This window comes from Paramagnetospirillum magneticum AMB-1 (assembly GCF_000009985.1).
GTDB classification, from domain to species: domain Bacteria; phylum Pseudomonadota; class Alphaproteobacteria; order Rhodospirillales; family Magnetospirillaceae; genus Phaeospirillum; species Phaeospirillum magneticum.
This window is the reverse complement of record NC_007626.1, coordinates 1-17,537: the sequence shown is the minus strand read 5'-3', so window position 1 is coordinate 17,537 and position 17,537 is coordinate 1. Positions and strand designations below refer to the sequence as shown.

Below are 17,537 nucleotides of genomic sequence, written 5' to 3'. Positions count from 1 at the left end.
TGAACAACCACGACACCAAGGCGCCAGGATTGTGGAGGAATTTTGTTCGTCCTCAGTACTCGACCCCGGTACGGGCCAGAACCTCGCGCTTGCCCACATGGTTGGGCTTGCCCACCACGCCTTCGGATTCCATGCGCTCGATCAGGCGGGCGGCCCGGTTATAGCCGATCTGCAAGTGCCGCTGCACGAAGGAGGTAGAGGCCTTGTTCTCGCGGCAGACCAGGGCCACCGCCTGATCATAGAGATCGTCGCCCGACCCGCCGCCCTCTCCGCCGCCCTGGCCAAATTCGGTCTGCTCCTCCTCGGTCACCGCCTCCACATAGGACGGCTCGCCCTGGGAGCGCAGATGCTCCACCACCTTCTCCACCTCCTCGTCGGAGACGAAGGGGCCGTGCACGCGGGTCACCCGCCCGCCGGACGCCATGTAGAGCATGTCGCCCTGGCCCAGCAGCTGCTCGGCGCCCTGCTCGCCCAGGATGGTGCGGCTGTCGATCTTGCTGGTCACCTGGAAGGAGATGCGGGTGGGGAAATTGGCCTTGATGGTACCGGTGATGACGTCCACCGACGGGCGCTGGGTGGCCATCAGGATGTGAATACCGGCGGCGCGGGCCATCTGGGCCAGACGCTGCACCGCCGCCTCGATGTCCTTGCCCGCCACCAGCATCAGGTCGGCCATCTCGTCAACGATGACCACGATGAAGGGCAGCGGCTCCAGCGCCAGGGTCTGCTCCTCGTACAGCGGCTTGCCGGTGTCGGGATCAAAACCGGTCTGCACCGTGCGGGTCAGCACTTCGCCCCGGTCGCGGGCCTCGGCCAGACGGTGGTTGTAGCCGGCGATGTTGCGCACGCCCAGCTGGCTCATGGCGCGGTAGCGGTCTTCCATCTCGCGCACCGCCCATTTCAGCGCCACCACCGCCTTGCCCGGTTCGGTGACCACCGGGGCCAGCAGATGGGGGATGCCGTCATAGACCGACAGTTCCAGCATCTTGGGGTCGATCATGATGATGCGGCACTCTTCCGGGGTCAGGCGGTAGAGCAGCGACAGGATCATGGTGTTGATGGCCACCGACTTGCCCGAGCCGGTGGTGCCGGCGATCAGCAGATGGGGCATGCGGGCGAGATCGACCATCACCGGCGCGCCGCCGATATCCTTGCCCAGCACCAGGGTCAGCTTGGCCGAGGCCTTCTCGAACTGCTCGGCGGCCAGCAATTCGCGCAGATAGACCGTCTCGCGCTTCTGGTTGGGCAGCTCGATGCCGATGACGCTGCGCCCCGGCACGGTGGCAATGCGCACGGAAAGGGCGCTCATGGACCGGGCGATGTCGTCGGCCAGTCCGATCACCCGGCTGGTCTTGGTGCCGGGCGCCGGCTCCAGCTCGTACAGCGTCACCACCGGGCCGGGGCGGACCTTCACCACCTTGCCGTTGACGCCGAAATCGGACAGCACCTCTTCCAGCAGGCGGGCATTCTGGGCCAGTCCGTCCTGGTTGATGCGCGCCCCACCCTGGTCGGGCGCCGGGGCCAGCAGGGTCAGCGGCGGCAATTGATACCCCGATCCAGGCGGCGGAGCGCCCAGGTCCAGGGTGCCCTGGCGGGCGGCACGCTCGCGCTTGCCCGGCGTCACCGGCGGCCGCTTGGGCTGGACCAGGGAGCCCGAGGGCCGGGCCGGCTCGGCGCCTTCATCCAGGGGAGGCGGCACGAAGGGATCGTCGTCATCCTCGTCATCGGGCGGCAAGGGCGAGGCCACCGGCTCGGCCCGCGCCGGCACGGGACGCAGCACCGGGTCGACGCGACGGATGCCGGGTTCAGGATCGGCGAAGGGATGGGCGCGCAAGGCCGAAGCCGCCTGTCCGGCGGCGCTGGCCATGTCGAGGGAACGGCGGCCCAGCCCGGCCCATTCGGCACCGGTCAGGCCCAAGACGAACACCGAGGCCGCCAGGGCGACCAGCGAGGCGGCCGGACCGGCGATCCAGGCGAATTCGGGCGGCAGCAGCAGACCAAGCCCCTTGACCAGCAACAGCCCCAGGGCTCCGCCGGGACCGGCGGGCAGCGACGGCATGGCCGGCAGCGGCAGCGCCGCCAGGGCCAGCCCCCACACCACCATGGTTGGCGGCAGGATCATCAGGCGCAGCGCCCAGCGGCCGGGCAGCCGCACCCGGATCAACACCAGCAGGCCCCAGACGACCCAGGTCATGGCCAGGATGGCCCCACCCCAGCCGACCGCCTGAAACAGGAAGTCGGCGAACCAGGCGCCGGGGCGGCCAAGCGCATTCAGCACCGGGCCGCTGGCGGCAGTGTCGAAGCTGGAGTCGTGGGGATCGGCGGTCAGCAAGGCGGCCAACCCGGCGGCGCCCAGGACCAGCAGCAGCAGCCCACCCATCTGGGTCAGGCGACGACGCAGGAAATCCACGGTCCCGCGCGGCAGGAACCCGCCAGAGGGCATGGTCTTGCGCGATGGAGCCGCCATATTCCCGCTATCCTCCCAGGATCGAGGCCAGACGGGTCAATGCCGCCTCGGTCCCGGCCAGATCGTGGACCAGGGCGACACGGATGAACCGGCTGCCGGGATTGCCTTCCTCGGAATCCTCGGCGGCGAGATAGGCGCCGGGCAGAACCCGGATATTGCCTTCTTGCCACAACTTGACGGCGGCGGCTTCGCCGTCGCCGACGTCCAGCCACAGAAAGAAGCCCCCGGGCGGGCGATAAAAACCGAACCGGCCGCCGAGAACCCGCTCGGCGACGTCGAGCTTGGCGCGGTAAAGGTCGTTGCTCTCGGTCACATGGGCCTCGTCGCGCCACAGGGCGGCGGCGGCGGCGGCGATGGGCAGCGGCGTCGCGGCACCGCCATAGGAGCGCAGCCGGGCAAAGGCGTGAATCACCCTCTCGTCGCCCACCACCACGCCGGAGCGCAGACCCGGCACGCTAGACCGTTTCGATAGCGAATTGAACATCAGGACGTTGGCCAGCCCTTCGCCCAGAGCGGCGCAGGTCTTCAGCACGCCGGGCGGCGGCACCTTGTCCCAGATCTCGGAATAGCACTCGTCCACCGCCAGGACGAACCCGTGATCGCGCGCCGTCCGAACCTGCCGCTCCAGCAGGGCGGCGTCGGCCACCGAGCCTTGCGGATTGGCGGGACTGCACACATAGGCCAGGGCAGTGCGATCCAGCAGGTCGGCGGGCAGGGTGGAGAAATCTGGCTGGCTGGCCGGACCGTTGGCGCCCGGCACGAAGACCGGCTCGGCCCCGGCCATCACGGCGGCGCCGGCATAGACCTGATAGAACGGGTTGGGCATCAGCACCAGGGGCCGCTGCCCCTCCCGGTCGCCACACACCGTCTGGGCAATCAGATACAAGGCCTCGCGGGTGCCGGCCACCGGCAGGATGGCCTTTTCCGGATCGATCAACCCCTGGGGCAAGTCATAGCGGCGCCCGGCCCAATCCGCCACGGCCTGACGCAGTTCGGCCGGGCCGTTGGCCGGCGGATACTTGCCCCAGGACGAGGTGTTGGCCGCCAGGACCTCGGCCACCAGGGCGGGCGGGCGGTGCTGGGGCTCGCCGATGGACATGACGGTGGAATCCGGCCGGGCCGGAGCCCCCAGCAGCTTGGCGAGACGGGCGAAGGGATAGTCGGGCAGACCGTCAAGGCGGGCGTCGAGAGCAGGAGCGATGATCATGTCTTTTGATCGGGCCGGGGCAAACGTTGGAGGAACATTGGAGTATTACCCTATTCCCCGCTCCGGCCCCAGGGGGAAGTTGACCCCGCCCGGCGACCGAGGGACACACACGACCGCCGGCCATCGGCCGGCTAGGCCCAAGGGGCCGCGCCGCTGATGCGGCGGACCGAAGGGAACGCGGAGCGGACAAAGCCAAGGAGGGCGCAGAACCCTGCCCGGCGAATGAGGGACACATAAAGAAAAAGAGCGCCGGGTTTCCCCGGCGCCCTCCTCCACCTCTCTCCCGCGGCGACGGGGCGAGGCTTTTTCCGTTTAGTGGACGGTCTCGCCGTGCAGGGCGATGTCGAGACCCTCGCGCTCTTCCTCGGCGGTAACCCGCAGGCCCATGACCATGTCGATGGCCTTGAGCAGGATGAACGACACCACGGCGGTGTAGACCAGAGTGGTCAGCACGCCATAGACCTGGGTCATGACCTGACCGGCATTGCCTTCCAGCAGACCGGCGGTGCCGCCGATCTTCTCGACCGCGAACACGCCGGTCAGGATGGCGCCGACGATGCCGCCGATGCCGTGCACGCCGAAGGCGTCCAGCGAGTCGTCGTACTTCAGGGCATGCTTGAGGCCGGTGGCGCCCCAGTAGCAGACCACGCCGGCCACCAGGCCGATGACCAGGGCGCCCTTGACGTCCACGAAGCCGGACGCGGGGGTGATGGCGACCAGACCGGCCACGGCGCCCGAGATGATGCCCAGGGCGGAGGGCTTCTTGCGCAGCAGCCACTCGGCGAACATCCAGGACACGGCGGCGGCGGCGGCACCCACCTGGGTCACGGCCATGGCCATGCCCGCACGGCCGTCGGCGGCCACGGCGGAACCGGCGTTGAAGCCGAACCAGCCCACCCACAGCAGGGCGGCGCCGATGATGGACAGCGACAGGTTATGGGGAGCCATGTTGTCGGTGCCATAGCCCTTGCGCGGGCCCAGGATCAAGCAGGCGACCAGACCGGCGACACCAGCGTTGATGTGCACGACGGTACCGCCGGCGAAGTCCAGAACGCCCATCTTGCCCAGGAAACCGGTGGCGGTGCCCTTCTCGTCCATCATCCACACCCAGTGGCAGATGGGCGCGTAGACGACCAGCAGCCACAGGCTCATAAACACCAGCATGGAGGAGAATTTCATGCGGTCGGCGAAGGCGCCGGTGATCAGGGCCGGGGTGATGATGGCGAAGGTCATCTGGAACATCATGAACACCGATTCGGGAACCGGGTTCGGCAGAGCCAGGGACGCCTTCTCCAGGCCGTTCAGCAGGAAGCGCTCCATGCCGCCGATGAAGGGGCTCTCGCCGGTGAAGGCGAGGGAGTAGCCGATGATCACCCACAGCAGGGTGACGACGCAGGTGATGGCGAAGCTCTGCATCATGGTGCCCAGCAGGTTCTTCTTGCGAACCATGCCGGCATAGAACAGCGCCAGGCCGGGGATGGTCATCATCAGCACCAGGGCGGTGGAGGTGAGCATCCAGGCGGTCGACCCGGTATCGAGCACCACCGGAGCGGCAGCAGCAGCCGGCGCGGCGGCCTCTTCGGCACCCGCCATCGAGGCGAGGAGCGTAAGGCCGAGCGCGGGGCCTACGCCTAACAGAACGGACTTCAAACGATGGTTCATGGTTACCCCCGAAGCGGCTCAGCGAATGAACGTTGTGATCGGCCTGTTGATGATCCTCGGCACGATCGGCTGTCCCTCCATTAACAAGAACCGTGCCAACTGCCGCAAAACCGCGGATTTACAGGATTTTGTCCGGCGACCGTCGCCGGCGACCCTGGGACGGTCTCTCCCATGATGAAGTTTTGGGCAGGGAAATGGGGCCATGGTCAAATTTTGTGCTAGGTCAATATTGTGCGGCAAATGCTTCAATTACGACGGCGCCCCAGTGGAAACGGGCAAAACAAAAGCCCGGAAGACCTGAGTCTTCCGGGCTTGAGGGCTTGCACCGCTCGTGGCGAGACCCCGGCGGATGATCGTCCGCCGGATTCCCCCCAACAGGCAAAACGTCAGAGCGCTTCCGCGTTGCTTTCGCCGGTACGGATGCGATAGGCCTGCTGGATCTCGGTAACGAACACCTTGCCGTCACCGATCTTGCCGGTGCGGGCGGCGGTCTGGATGGCCTCCACCACACGGTCGACCAGATCGTCGTTGACGGCGACCTCGATCTTCACCTTGGGCAGGAAGTTCACCACGTATTCGGCACCGCGGTAGATTTCGGTTTGTCCCTTCTGGCGGCCGAAGCCCTTGACTTCGCTCACGGTCAGGCCTTGGACGCCGAGCGGCGTCAGGGCCTCGCGAACCTCGTCGAGCTTGAAGGGCTTGATGATGGCCATGATCAGCTTCATCTTGGGGTCCCCATGCAATTCCAGGGATCCGTCGTCCCGGTGCGGACTCCGCCGATGACCTGGCGGGCCGAGAGAACGGATCACGGTTGATCGGTCGCAAGCCTTCTTGCGAATGTTCCGCTGCCCTTTCCTATTCAAGCGGCATGCCGAAATCTGCCCTCACCCTGAAAATACTGAAAAACAGCGCTTTCCCAAGGCATTAAAAACACACCCCTTCCAGGCTCCGCACGAATCTTGAGCGCGTTTTCACCCCTTTTGCCTGTTTCCTCGGCGATTCTTATGGGCATGTTGATGGCAAGCCCTCAAACGCCGAGCGCTTGCGCCCACCGGCGGAGGATGGCAGAACTGCAGTCATGAGCACGTCTTCTCTCCTGCGCGTCGATGTCCTGATCAATGGCGGCGGACCGGTCGGCGCCCTGCTGGCCGCCGTGCTGGGGCGGGCCGGCATTCGGGTGGCGGTGGTCGAAGCCGCCCCCCCCGAAATTCTCGGCCGTCCCGGCTCGGACGCCCGGGCCATCGCCATCGCCTATACCGCCCGCAAGGTGATTGCCGCTTCCGGGGCTTGGGAGGGCATGAAGGACGAGGCCGGGGAAATTCTGGAAATCCGCGTCACCGATGGCGGCTCGCCGCTGTTCCTGCATTACGACCACCAGGATATCGGCGACGATCCCCTGGGCTGGATCGTCCCCAACCCGGCCATCCGCCGGGAATTGCTGGCGGCGCTGACCCGCTCGCCCAATGTCAGCCTGCTGGCCCCGGCCCGCCTGGGGCGGCTCGAACGGACCCCCCACCGGGTCGAGGCGGAGCTGGAGGACGGGCGGGTGATCCACGCCGCCCTGGCGGTGGCCGCCGACGGGCGCGGCTCGGCTCTCCGGCAGCAGGCCGGCATCAAGGTCACACGGCGCGACTACCATGAGAGCGGCATCGTCTGCATCATGGCCCATGAGAAGCCCCATCACGGCATCGCCCATGAGCGCTTCCTGCCGGCCGGGCCCTTCGCCATCCTGCCCCTGGCGGGCAACCGCAGCGGCATCGTCTGGACCGAATCCAATGGGGTGGCGGCCGCCATCTGCGCCCAGGATGATGAGGCCTTCCGCGCCGAGCTGGCCGCCAAGGTCGGCGGGTTCCTGGGCGAGATCCAGGTAGAGGGCGCGCGTTTCCACCACCCCCTCACCCTGCAATTCGCTGAAGCCATGATCGACCACCGGCTGGCGCTGATCGGCGACGCCGCCCACGGCATGCATCCCATCGCCGGCCAGGGCATGAACATGGGCATCCGCGACGTGGCCGCCCTGGCCGAGGTGATCGCCGACGCGCTGCGCCTCGGCCTCGATCCGGGCGGGCCGGACGTTCTCGAGCGCTATCAGCGCTGGCGCCGCTTCGACACCATGCTGATGCTGGGCCTGACCGACGGGCTGGACCGGCTGTTCTCCAATGACGTGGAGCTGCTGAAGCACGTCCGCCGCCTGGGACTGGCCGGAGTGCATCAGTTGGGCCACACCAAGCGCTTCTTCATGCGCCACGCCATGGGCCTGGTGGGCGATCTGCCCCGCCTGATGCAGGGCAAGACGCTGTAGATCGGGTCGCCCCCCAGATTTTCAAAGCAAAAGAGGGTTCGGGCGAATCCTCCCGATTGGGGTTTGGGGCGAAAGCCCCAAAGGGGCGTAGCCCTACGCCACCACGGCGGCCGCCTTGGCCCCCAGGGCCTTGAGCGCATCAGCCGGGGAAAGCTTGACCTGCAATCCCCGCTGGCCGCCGTTCAAGAACACCTGGGGCTGACCCAGGGCGCCCTCCTCCATCAAAGTGGGGACGGCGCGCTTCTGGCCGAAGGGAGAAATGCCGCCCACCACAAAGCCGGTCAGACGCTCGGCATCGGCGGGTTTCATCATCTGGGCCGATTTGGCCGCCAGGGCGGCGGCCAGCTTCTTCATGGAGACCTCGCGGTCCGACGGCACCACCACGCAGGCGGGCTTGCCGTCGGCCAGCACCATCAGGGTCTTCAGCACCATGCCGGGGGCGACGCCCAAGGCCTCGGCCGCCTGCATGCCTACTTTGTCGGCATCCGGGTCATAGGCATAACTGCACACTTCGTAGGCAATGCCTGCCTTATCCAGGGCTTGGGTGGCGCGGGTGGTCTTGGACATGGGCCCTCAACTGCAGCCGCAGCCACCGCCCGACTTGGCCCCGCCACCACCGCCGCAGCCATGGGCCTTGGGCGCCGGTGCCTTGGTCAGGGCCGGATCGCGCGACAGGCCCAGGGCCTCGATCTCGGCCAGGTAATCGGCCCAGATGGCGTCCTGGTTGGCCCCCAGGCCATAGAGATAGTCCCAGGAGTAGATGCCGCTGTCGTGCAGATCGTCGAACACCAGCTTGACGGCATAATTGCCCACCGGCTCGACGCCGATGATGCCCACATGCATGCGGCCCGAGACCACCTGACGCTGGTCGGGGGAGTGCCCCTGGACCTCGGCCGAGGGGCTTTCCACCCGCAGCAGCTCGGCGGGCAGCACGAAGGTCTTGCCGTCGGAAAAGGCAACGCGCAGCGTGCGGGCAACCTTGTCGACCTTGATCTCCTCGGGCCAGGGGCGTTCGGCTTGCATGTTCATTGGCCGTCTCCTTCGGTGGAGCGGGCCTCGTCCACCAGCATGATCGGAATGCCGTCGCGGATGGGATAGGCGAGGCAGGCCTTGTCGTCGATCAGCTCCTGGGCGCCGGCGTCATAGCGCAGCGGCGCATGGGTGCCTGGCGCCACCAGGATATCCAGCAGCTTGGTATCGAAAGCCGAAACACGCTCGGGCATTGAAACCGCTCCTAATGAATGGAGGAACCGCCGGTTTCGTTCAGCAGTTCCCGTTGAATCAACGTGGTCATCAGCCGGCAGCGCTCGGCGTGGCTAGCGGCTTCGAGCAGGGCCTGCTTCTCCACGGGGGCGAAGGGGCAGGCCATGGCCAGACGCACCGTCAGATCGGCATCGTCGGCCTTTTCCAATTGGGCAATGTCGGCCGACATGCCAAGCCCCCCCAGATAGGCCCGCACGATGGACAGCAAGCCGCGGCGGTCTACCGGGCCGCAATCGCTGCCGTCCAGATCGGCGGCGAAGGGGGTGTAATCGGCCCTGACCCGGCGATAGCCGGCGCGGCCCTCCACCTCGCCCGTGAGACGGAAACGGCAGATGCCGGCGGCGGTGATCAGATAGCGGCCGTCGCCGGTCTCGCCGAACGCGGTGATGCGGGCCAGACAGCCGGTATCGTAGAGCCCCTTGACCGTGCCGCTGCGGTCCTTGTCGTCGCGCGGCTGGACCAGGGCGAACATACGGCCCATGGCCAGGGAATCGTCGACCATGGCCAGGTAGCGCGGCTCGAACACCATGAAGGGGCTGCTGCCCTTGGGCAGGAGAATGGCGCCCGAGACCGCAAAGACCGGCAGGTCGCGGGGCAGATCATCCAGTCGCAGCTTGCGGTCGGATTGCATGGCCCGCCTTACGAGAACAGCAGGGTGGAAAGTCTGGCGCGGCCGGACTTGGCCAGGGGATGGGAGAAGCCCAGCACCTCGAAAATCTTGACCAGCTGCTTACGCGCCGCGTCGTCGTTCCAGGCGCGGTCGCGCTTGAACAGGTCCAGAAGCTCGTCCACCGCCGTTTCCACCTCGCCCGCGGCGTAATAGGCCAGGGCCAGATCGTAGCGGGCCTGATGGTCATCGGGATCGGCCGCCAGACGGCGGCGCAGCTCAGCGGCCTCGCCCACGCCGCCGGCATGGCGCGCCAGTTCCAGGGCGGTGGCCACGGCGGTGATATCGGGGTGACGGGCGATCTCGGGCGCCAGACGGCCCAGCATGGATTCCGCCTGCGCCGTCTGTCCCACCGCGATCAGGCAGCGCAGCAGCCCGGCCATGGCCGACGCGTTGTCGGGGGCTTCCTGCAAAATCTGATTGAAGATGGTCGCGGCGGTCTGGGGGTCGCCTTCCTCCAGCACCCGCTTGGCCTCGGCGATGTAATCGTCGATGGTCGGCCCGGCATTGGAGCCGGACATCAGCTTCTTGACGAAGGCCTTCAACTGGCTTTCCGGCTGGGCGCCGGTGAAGGCGTCCACCGGGCGGCCGCCCTTGAAGGCGTAGACGGTGGGAACGGACTGGATGCGCAGCTGCGCCGCCAAATCCTGGTTCTTGTCCACGTCCACCTTGACCATGCGCACCGCGCCCCTGGCCTCGCGCACCACCTTTTCCAGGGCCGGCCCCAAGGTCTTGCAGGGACCGCACCAGGTGGCCCAGAAATCGACGATCACCGGCACCTTCTGGGACATCTCGATGACGTCGGCCACGAAGGTGGCGGTGGTGGTGTCCTTGATCAGGTCGCCCGGAACGTTCTGGGCGGCTCCGGCAGCTCCTTGGGCTCCAGAATTGAAGATCAGGTCCATGGCTGTTTCCGTCCGTCTGGTGGCGGTTTAGACCCGCAATAGATGGACCGTTGCCGCCGCGCTGGCAAGCCCAAACCCCACCCCGGCGAGCCTTGTGAAGAATCATGCGAAAAAGTGCTTGCGTCGGCCAAATCTTTTCGTATTATCCGGGCCTCGCCGCTGGAAACGGCAGCGAACACGCCGAACAGAGCGGGCGTAGCTCAGGGGTAGAGCACAACCTTGCCAAGGTTGGGGTCGAGGGTTCGAATCCCTTCGCCCGCTCCAATCGGATCAGTAAAATCAGAGTGTTACGAGACAGGCCGGGCCGCAAGCCCGGCCTTTCGTCGTTCCGGGAAGACGAAAAGCAGGGAATGGCCCAGGCGGGCGATATCGAGTGGTCGCCCGACTACCCCCGAAATCCGTGATGCGGATATCGGGGGTGGGACACTCTCTCAGTACACCGTGGCAGCGGCAATCAGGCGCCGCAGCACTTCTTGAACTTCTTGCCCGAGCCGCAGGGGCAGGGATCGTTGCGGCCCGCCTTGACCGCCACGCGGCGCTGTTCCACCGGCGCGCCGCCGATACGGCCTGCGACGTAGTACCAGCGGCCCCCTTCGCGGCGAAAGGACGACAGCTCGCGGTGAGCCTCGTTCTTGTTGTCCATGCGGAAGCGGGCGGTGAAGTCGACGGTGCCTTCGTCCTCCCCCTCTCCCCCGCCGGAGGTGCCGTGGATGGTCAGGCCCAGCCATTGGGACGACTTGGCCCATTTCTCCGTCTCGTCGCGGTGAAAATCGCCGCGCTCGTCGGGAGCCAGGGTGTCGTGCAGGTAGTCGATGGCCGCCACGGTGAAGGCGCTGTAGCGCGACCGCATCAGGGCTTCCGGGGTCGGCGGCAGCGCCTTGCCCGTGATGAAGGGTTCGCAGCAGGAATCGTAGGACTGGCCGGAGCCGCAGGGACAGGTGGTCATTCAGAACTCGATCAGGTTGGAAAAGGTGAAGATGCCGACGACGGCGGCGAGGTAGAAAGCGCCGCCCACCCCCAGCATGAACAGCACGTTGCCGGCGGTTCGCAGCGGATGCATGTGGCGGTCGCGGTTGATGCGGTCCAGCGAGCGGCGCTCATAGCCGCCGACGATGGTCACGAAATGGCGCCCGCCGAAGAAGGGAAAGGTGATGCGGATATTGATGGGGTGCTTGCGCCAGCTGATGGGCTTGGCGGCGTTCCACAGAGCCGCCCGCTGTTCGGCGGTGAAGGACTCGACCACGTTGTCCGGCAGATTGGCCAGAAGCGCGTCGAGCGATCCATTGTCATCCGTGTTCGCCATCCTTGCTCTCTCCCCCGGTCCGGGCACGGTTTCTTCCGGCCGCCCGCCGTTATTGTACAAAGGCGGAGGGGTCCTTCATAGAGGGGAGATTCGGCCGGCTCAGACGGCGTCCAGATCCTCCACCGACGGGTCGGGATTACGGGACAGCCGCGCCAGGATATCGTCCAGCTGCTCCAGCGAGCCGTAGGAAATGGTCAGTTCGCCCCCCTTGCCCAGAGAGCGGATGCCCACCCTGCAGCCCAGTTGCGAGGTCAGGTCGCGTTCCAGCGCCGCGATATCCGGGTCCTTGCCGCCGCCGGCCGGACGGCCGCCACTGGTGGGCTTGGCCTTGCCCTCGTCGTTGACCAGCTTTTCCGTCTGGCGCACGTTGAGCGCCCTCGACACCACGTCGCGGGCCAGCCGCAGCGGGTCGGCCGCGGTCAGCAGGGCGCGGGCGTGCCCCGCCGTCAGTTCGCCCTTTTCCAGCATGCCCTTCACCGGGTCGGGCAGCGCCAGCAGGCGGATCATGTTGGCCACGTGCGAGCGCGACTTGCCCACCGCCTTGGCCAGTTCCTCCTGGGTGTGGGAGAACTCGTCCATCAGGCGGCGATAGCCGTCGGCCTCTTCCAGGGGCGACAGATCCTGGCGCTGCAGGTTCTCGACCAGGGCCACTTCCAGGGCCTCGCGGTCCGAGAGCTCGCGGACGATGACCGGAACCTCGTGCAGCTTGGCGCCCTGGGCCGCCCGCCAGCGACGCTCGCCGGCGATGATCTCGAAACGCGCGGGATTGCCCGGCAGCGGGCGCACCAGCAGCGGCTGCAGGATGCCCTTTTCCCGCACCGATTCCACCAGATCGGCGATACGGTCCTCGTCGAAGGTCCGGCGCGGCTGGAACTTACCCGGCTGGAGATGTTCCAGCGGCATGGTGCGCAGGCCCTTGATGGCCGCCTGACCTTCCGGCCCCGCCGCCGCCGCGCTGGTCACCGCCGCGATGGCCGAGGCCGCGTGATCGCCCAGCAAGGCGGACAGGCCGCGCCCCAGACCCTTCTTCTTTTCTTCAGCCAATTTTATGCCCTCAATTCCCGCTCGCGCTTCAACACTTCCGAGGCCAGACTGATATAGGCCTCAGACCCCGTGCATTTCATATCGTAGAGCAGCACCGGCTTGCCATGGCTGGGAGCCTCGGACACCCGGACATTGCGCGGAATCACCGTCTTGTAGACCTTGTCGCCGAAATAGTCGCGCACATCGGCGGCCACCTGATCGGACAGGTTGTTGCGCTTGTCGAACATGGTCAGAATGATGCCCTGCAATTCCAGCTGGGGATTGAAGGCCTGACGCACCCGCTCGATGGTCTTGATCAGATGGCTGACGCCTTCCAGGGCGAAGAACTCGCATTGCAGCGGCACCATCACCGCATTGGCCGCCACCAGGGCGTTCAGGGTCAGCAGGTTCAGCGACGGCGGGCAATCGATCAGCACGTAGTCATAGGCGCCCAGCGACCCGGCCAGGGATTCCTTCAGCCGATGCTCGCGGCGTTCGAATTCCACCAGCTCGATCTCGGCGCCCGACAGGTCGACGCCCGACGGCACCAGGGACAGGCCGGGAATGGAGGTGGTCAGCACCGCGTCGGCCAGGGCCGCCTCGCCGATCAGCACATGATAGGAATTGACGTCACGCGCCGACCGGTCGATGCCCAGCCCGGTGCTGGCATTGCCCTGGGGGTCGAGATCGATGATCAGCACCGTCTTCTTGGTCGCCGCCATGGCGGTCGCCAGATTGATGGCGGTGGTGGTCTTGCCCACCCCGCCCTTCTGGTTGGCGACGGCAATGACTCGGGCGCTGCTACGGCTGGGCTCGGCCACGGGATACCTCACGCAGATGAAGGACAAGACCGCCGGGATCGGTGAGCGAAGGCACCCGGCTCGCCGTGATATTCCATTCTTTCGCACTTGCGGTCAATTCGTCTTCCGCCCCCCTACCCTTCAGGAACAGACATTCGCCCCCTTCGGCCAGATGGGGAAAGGCCCAGCCGAGCAGACGGTCGAGCGGCGCCAGGGCGCGGGCCGTCACCACATCGGCCCCCAGGGGCGCCACCTGCTCGATGCGCTTGTTGATCACGGTCACCGGGGTTTCGGTGACCCGGGCCACCTCGCGCAGAAAGGCGCATTTGCGGGAATCGCTTTCCACCAGATGGACATCGGGCGCCCCCATTACCGCCAGCACCAGACCGGGAAAGCCGGCGCCGCTGCCCAGATCCACCAGCCGCCGGGCCCCCACCTTGATCAACGGGAACAGCTGGACGGAATCCAGCATGTGCCGCGACCATAAGTCCGGCACGGTGTCCGGGCCCACCAGATTGATGCGGGCCTGCCATTTGACCAGGAGATCGGCATACAGGCGCAGGCGCTCGAGTGTTTCACGTGAAACACCAGATTTGGTTAGCAGCTCTTCCGGACCCACAATCCGATTCCCCATGCTGTAGTGTGTTTCACGTGAAACACAAAATATAGGTGGTCACGGCACCGGCCCCTCGGCCCAGTCCAGCACCATCTTCTTGACGTGCCCCAGCAGCGCCGTCACCGCCGCCGGGGTCACCCCGGGGATGCGCGCCGCCGCCGCCAGGGTCTCGGGCCGTGCCGCCTTGAGCTTCTGCCGCACCTCGTTGGACAGCGACCCGATGGCGTCGTAATCCAGATCGGCCGACAGGGCCAACCCCTCCTCCCGACGATAGGCGCGGATATCGGCTTCCTGACGGTCGAGATAACCGGCATAGCGGCCTTCGATCTCCAGCTGCTCGGCCACCGCCCCGGATAGGCTGTCCAGCTCGGGCCACACCGCCGCCAGGGCCTGAAGCCCAAGCTCGGGATAGGCCAGCAGGTCCCAGGCCGACCGCACCACGCCGTCACGGTTGATCTCCAGCCCCTGGCGGCGGAGCCAGTCGGGCGAGCCCTTCAGGGATTGCAGCAGCGCCCTGCCCCGCTCCAGCCCCGCGGCCTTGACCATGAAGGCGGCCCAGCGCTCCGAGTCGACGCAACCCGCCTCCCGTCCCTTGGGGGTCAGGCGGCTGTCGGCATTGTCGGCCCGCAACAGCAGCCGGTACTCGGCCCGCGAGGTGAACATGCGATAGGGCTCGGAGGTTCCCAGGCTGACCAGATCGTCGATCATCACGCCCAGATAGGCGTCGGCGCGGTCCAGCACCAGCGGTGCCGAGCCGGCACAGCGCCGCGCCGCGTTGAGCCCGGCCATCAGGCCCTGGCCCGCCGCCTCCTCATAACCGGTGGTGCCATTGATCTGCCCCGCCAGGAACAGACCACCCACTCCCTTCGTCTCCAGCGAGCGGTGCAGCGCCCGGGGATCGACGAAATCATATTCGATGGCATAGCCGGGACGGATCACCCGACACTGCTCCAGGCCGGGGATGGTGGCGATCATGGCCAGCTGCACGTCCTCGGGCAGCGAGGTGGAGATGCCGTTGGGATAGACGGTGTGGTCGTCCAGCCCCTCGGGCTCCAGGAAGATCTGGTGCCGCTCGCGGTCGGCAAAGCGCACCACCTTGTCCTCGATGCTGGGGCAATAGCGCGGGCCGGTGCTCTGGATCTGGCCCGAATACATGGGGGCCCGTTCCAGGTTGGCACGGATGATGGCGTGGGTCTCGGGCGTGGTGGCGGTGATGCCGCAGGCCACCTGCGGCGTGGTGATCCGCTCCGTCAGGTAGGAGAACGGCACCGGCGGATCGTCGCCCTCCTGGCGGTCCAGGGAGTCCCAATGGATGGTGCGGCCATCGAGCCGGGCCGGGGTGCCGGTCTTGAGACGGCCCAGGGGAAGCCCCGCCCGCTCCAGCGCCAGGGACAGCCCCAGGGACGGCGCGTCGCCCACCCGTCCCGCCGGCCAGGTCTTCTCCCCCAGATGGATCAAGCCGCGCAGGAAGGTGCCGGTGGTGATGACCACCGCCCCGCAGGCGATGGTCGAACCGTCGGCCAACACCACCCCGGCAACCCGCCCGTCCGTGATCACCAGATCCTCGGCCGAACCTTCCAGCAAGGAGAGGTTTTCCGTCTCGTCCAGCGCGGCCCGCATGGCCAGACGATAAAGCTTGCGGTCGGCCTGGGCACGGGGTCCCTGCACCGCCGCTCCCTTGCTGCGGTTGAGGATGCGGAACTGAATGCCGGCCCGGTCGATGACCCGGCCCATCAGCCCATCCATGGCGTCGATCTCGCGCACCAGCTGACCCTTGGCCAGCCCGCCGATGGCCGGATTGCACGACATCTCACCGATGGTTTCCAGGCGCTGGGTGAGCAGCACCGTGCGGGCACCGAATCGGGCGGCGGCGGCGGCGGCCTCGCACCCGGCATGTCCCGCCCCGATCACCACCACATCGCAAGAGCTTGTTTGTTTCACGTGAAACACACCATATTTAGTTAGCCTCAAGCGCCGGCGCCGGGCTCACTTGCCGATACAGAACTCGTGGAAGATGACGTCCAAAATCTCCTCCACATCCACCCGCCCGGTGATCCGCCCCAGGGAGCGGGCGGCGAGACGCAGGTCCTCGGCCGCCATCTCGATCCCCAGACCGGGGTCGAACCGGCTGAGCGCCGCCACCGCCTCGGCCACCGCCACCCGGTGACGTTCCCGGGTGAGGACCGGCGCCGACCCCATGGCGAAGCGGCTTTCCACCACCCTGGCCAGTTCGGCGACCAGATCGTCGACCCCCTCGCCCGCCTTGGCCGACAGGGTCAGGACCGGGCGGCCGTTGATGCTGGCCGGAGTCTCCCCGGTCATCAGGTCGCGCTTGTTGAGCACCACCAGAGTGGCGTCGTCTATCATTTCCAGCGTGGCGGCGTCCAGATTCGGATAGAGCGTCCCGTCGAACACACACAGCCTGAGATCGGCCTTGGCGGCGCGGTCCGCGGCCCGGCGTACCCCCTCGCTCTCGATCTCGCACGCCGAGTCCCGGAGCCCGGCGGTATCGGCGACGATCACCGGCCAGCCCCCGAGGTCGAGATGCACCTCGATCACGTCCCGCGTGGTTCCCGCCTGGGCCGAGACGATGGCCGCCTCGCGCCCGGCCAGACGGTTGAGCAGACTGGACTTGCCGGCATTGGGCGCGCCCAGGATGGTGATGTGGATGCCGTCGCGCAGGCGTTCGCCGTTGCGCCGCTCGTCCAGGTGGACCTCCATCTCACGGCGCAGAGACCGCACCTCCCCCACCGACTGCTCCAGCAGGGTGTCGGGAATGTCCTCGTCGGCGAAGTCGATCACCGCTTCCAGATGGGCCATGGCACGGACCAGGGCCGAGCGCCAGCCTTCCACCAGCCCGGCCAGACCGCCGTCCAGTTGCCGCAGCGCCTGGCGCCGCTGGGCCGCGGTCTCGGCATCCACCAGATCGGCGATGGCCTCGGCACGGGTCAGGTCCAGCTTGCCGTTGAGGAAGGCGCGGCGCGAGAATTCGCCCGGCTCGGCCGGACGCAGGCCCAGCTCGCCCAGCCTCGCCGTCAGGGCGGCGGCGACCGCCCGTCCTCCATGCAGGTGCAGTTCGGCCACATCCTCGCCGGTAAAGGAATGGGGTGCGGGGAACCACAGGACCAGCCCGTCGTCCAGCACCTCCCCCGCCCCGTCGCGCAAACGGACCCGCCGGGCCCGGCGCGGCTCGGGCAGGGGCTTGCCGGTCAGGGCGGACAGCGCTGTCCCACTGCCCTCGCCCGACAGCCGCCAGACGGCGATTCCGGCCCTTCCGGCGGCACTGGCAAGGGCATAGATGGTCTCGGACATGGGAGGAAGA

Annotated in this window: 17 protein-coding genes and 1 tRNA gene; 2 read left to right on the top strand and 16 right to left on the bottom strand. The window is 67.2% G+C overall.

Features of this window, described 5'->3' with window-relative positions:
• Window positions 1–52 precede the first annotated feature (52 nt).
• The 4 genes from AMB_RS00090 to AMB_RS00075 all read right to left on the bottom strand — a co-directional run bounded on the left by AMB_RS00090 (window position 53) and on the right by AMB_RS00075 (window position 6,061).
• Complete coding sequence (locus tag AMB_RS00090; RefSeq protein WP_011382464.1) at window positions 53–2,467, bottom strand: FtsK/SpoIIIE family DNA translocase; 2,415 nt, start codon at window positions 2,465–2,467, stop codon at window positions 53–55.
• Between the two features lie 7 nt (window positions 2,468–2,474).
• On the bottom strand, window positions 2,475–3,674 hold the full coding sequence (locus AMB_RS00085) for an aminotransferase class I/II-fold pyridoxal phosphate-dependent enzyme (protein WP_043742980.1): 1,200 nt from the start codon (window positions 3,672–3,674) through the stop codon (window positions 2,475–2,477).
• 312 nt (window positions 3,675–3,986) lie between these two features.
• Window positions 3,987–5,336 (bottom strand): ammonium transporter, encoded by a 1,350-nt coding sequence (locus AMB_RS00080; protein ID WP_011382462.1) that lies wholly within the window; start codon window positions 5,334–5,336, stop codon window positions 3,987–3,989.
• 386 nt (window positions 5,337–5,722) lie between these two features.
• Window positions 5,723–6,061 (bottom strand): P-II family nitrogen regulator, encoded by a 339-nt coding sequence (locus AMB_RS00075; protein ID WP_008621271.1) that lies wholly within the window; start codon window positions 6,059–6,061, stop codon window positions 5,723–5,725.
• A gap of 353 nt (window positions 6,062–6,414) precedes the next feature.
• On the opposite strand from AMB_RS00075, the gene AMB_RS00070 reads away from it, so the two are divergent.
• Complete coding sequence (locus AMB_RS00070; RefSeq protein WP_011382461.1) at window positions 6,415–7,638, top strand: UbiH/UbiF/VisC/COQ6 family ubiquinone biosynthesis hydroxylase; 1,224 nt, start codon at window positions 6,415–6,417, stop codon at window positions 7,636–7,638.
• Between the two features lie 93 nt (window positions 7,639–7,731).
• On the opposite strand, the gene ybaK is transcribed toward AMB_RS00070, so the two are convergent.
• The 5 genes from ybaK to trxA are packed head-to-tail and all read right to left on the bottom strand — an operon-like array spanning window position 7,732 to window position 10,473.
• Window positions 7,732–8,205: a Cys-tRNA(Pro) deacylase gene (gene ybaK / locus AMB_RS00065; RefSeq protein ID WP_011382460.1), complete on the bottom strand. Its 474-nt coding sequence runs from the start codon at window positions 8,203–8,205 to the stop codon at window positions 7,732–7,734.
• Window positions 8,206–8,211: 6 nt separating this feature from the next.
• The gene (locus AMB_RS00060) at window positions 8,212–8,667 is read right to left on the bottom strand and encodes a gamma-butyrobetaine hydroxylase-like domain-containing protein (RefSeq protein WP_043742974.1); all 456 of its coding nucleotides are present in this window, start codon (window positions 8,665–8,667) and stop codon (window positions 8,212–8,214) included.
• Window positions 8,664–8,861, bottom strand: coding sequence for a Trm112 family protein (locus tag AMB_RS00055; protein WP_011382458.1), 198 nt, complete (start codon window positions 8,859–8,861; stop codon window positions 8,664–8,666). Before AMB_RS00055 ends, AMB_RS00060 begins: the two co-directional genes overlap by 4 nt.
• An 11-nt stretch (window positions 8,862–8,872) precedes the next feature.
• Window positions 8,873–9,532 (bottom strand): LON peptidase substrate-binding domain-containing protein, encoded by a 660-nt coding sequence (locus AMB_RS00050; RefSeq protein ID WP_011382457.1) that lies wholly within the window; start codon window positions 9,530–9,532, stop codon window positions 8,873–8,875.
• Window positions 9,533–9,540: 8 nt separating this feature from the next.
• On the bottom strand, window positions 9,541–10,473 hold the full coding sequence (gene trxA / locus AMB_RS00045; RefSeq protein ID WP_011382456.1) for a thioredoxin: 933 nt from the start codon (window positions 10,471–10,473) through the stop codon (window positions 9,541–9,543).
• A 189-nt stretch (window positions 10,474–10,662) separates the two neighbouring features.
• On the opposite strand from trxA, the gene AMB_RS00040 reads away from it, so the two are divergent.
• Window positions 10,663–10,737: transfer RNA gene (locus tag AMB_RS00040), tRNA-Gly, on the top strand.
• A gap of 190 nt (window positions 10,738–10,927) precedes the next feature.
• Here AMB_RS00040 and AMB_RS00035 read toward each other — a convergent pair.
• The 7 genes from AMB_RS00035 to mnmE all read right to left on the bottom strand — a co-directional run bounded on the left by AMB_RS00035 (window position 10,928) and on the right by mnmE (window position 17,527).
• Window positions 10,928–11,419: a YchJ family protein gene (locus AMB_RS00035; protein ID WP_011382455.1), complete on the bottom strand. Its 492-nt coding sequence runs from the start codon at window positions 11,417–11,419 to the stop codon at window positions 10,928–10,930.
• Window positions 11,420–11,776, bottom strand: coding sequence for a hypothetical protein (locus AMB_RS00030; RefSeq protein ID WP_043742969.1), 357 nt, complete (start codon window positions 11,774–11,776; stop codon window positions 11,420–11,422). It lies immediately after the preceding gene.
• Between the two features lie 99 nt (window positions 11,777–11,875).
• On the bottom strand, window positions 11,876–12,820 hold the full coding sequence (locus AMB_RS00025) for a ParB/RepB/Spo0J family partition protein (protein WP_043742966.1): 945 nt from the start codon (window positions 12,818–12,820) through the stop codon (window positions 11,876–11,878).
• Between the two features lie 2 nt (window positions 12,821–12,822).
• Window positions 12,823–13,620 (bottom strand): ParA family protein, encoded by a 798-nt coding sequence (locus tag AMB_RS00020; RefSeq protein ID WP_011382453.1) that lies wholly within the window; start codon window positions 13,618–13,620, stop codon window positions 12,823–12,825.
• Window positions 13,601–14,233 carry a 16S rRNA (guanine(527)-N(7))-methyltransferase RsmG gene (rsmG, locus tag AMB_RS00015; RefSeq protein WP_050750587.1) on the bottom strand — a complete coding sequence of 211 codons (633 nt, stop codon included), beginning with the start codon at window positions 14,231–14,233 and terminating at the stop codon, window positions 13,601–13,603. Before rsmG ends, AMB_RS00020 begins: the two co-directional genes overlap by 20 nt.
• Window positions 14,234–14,272: 39 nt before the next feature.
• Window positions 14,273–16,186 (bottom strand): tRNA uridine-5-carboxymethylaminomethyl(34) synthesis enzyme MnmG, encoded by a 1,914-nt coding sequence (gene mnmG, locus AMB_RS00010; RefSeq protein WP_011382451.1) that lies wholly within the window; start codon window positions 16,184–16,186, stop codon window positions 14,273–14,275.
• A 15-nt stretch (window positions 16,187–16,201) separates the two neighbouring features.
• The gene (gene mnmE, locus AMB_RS00005; protein WP_043742958.1) at window positions 16,202–17,527 is read right to left on the bottom strand and encodes a tRNA uridine-5-carboxymethylaminomethyl(34) synthesis GTPase MnmE; all 1,326 of its coding nucleotides are present in this window, start codon (window positions 17,525–17,527) and stop codon (window positions 16,202–16,204) included.
• Window positions 17,528–17,537 lie beyond the last annotated feature (10 nt).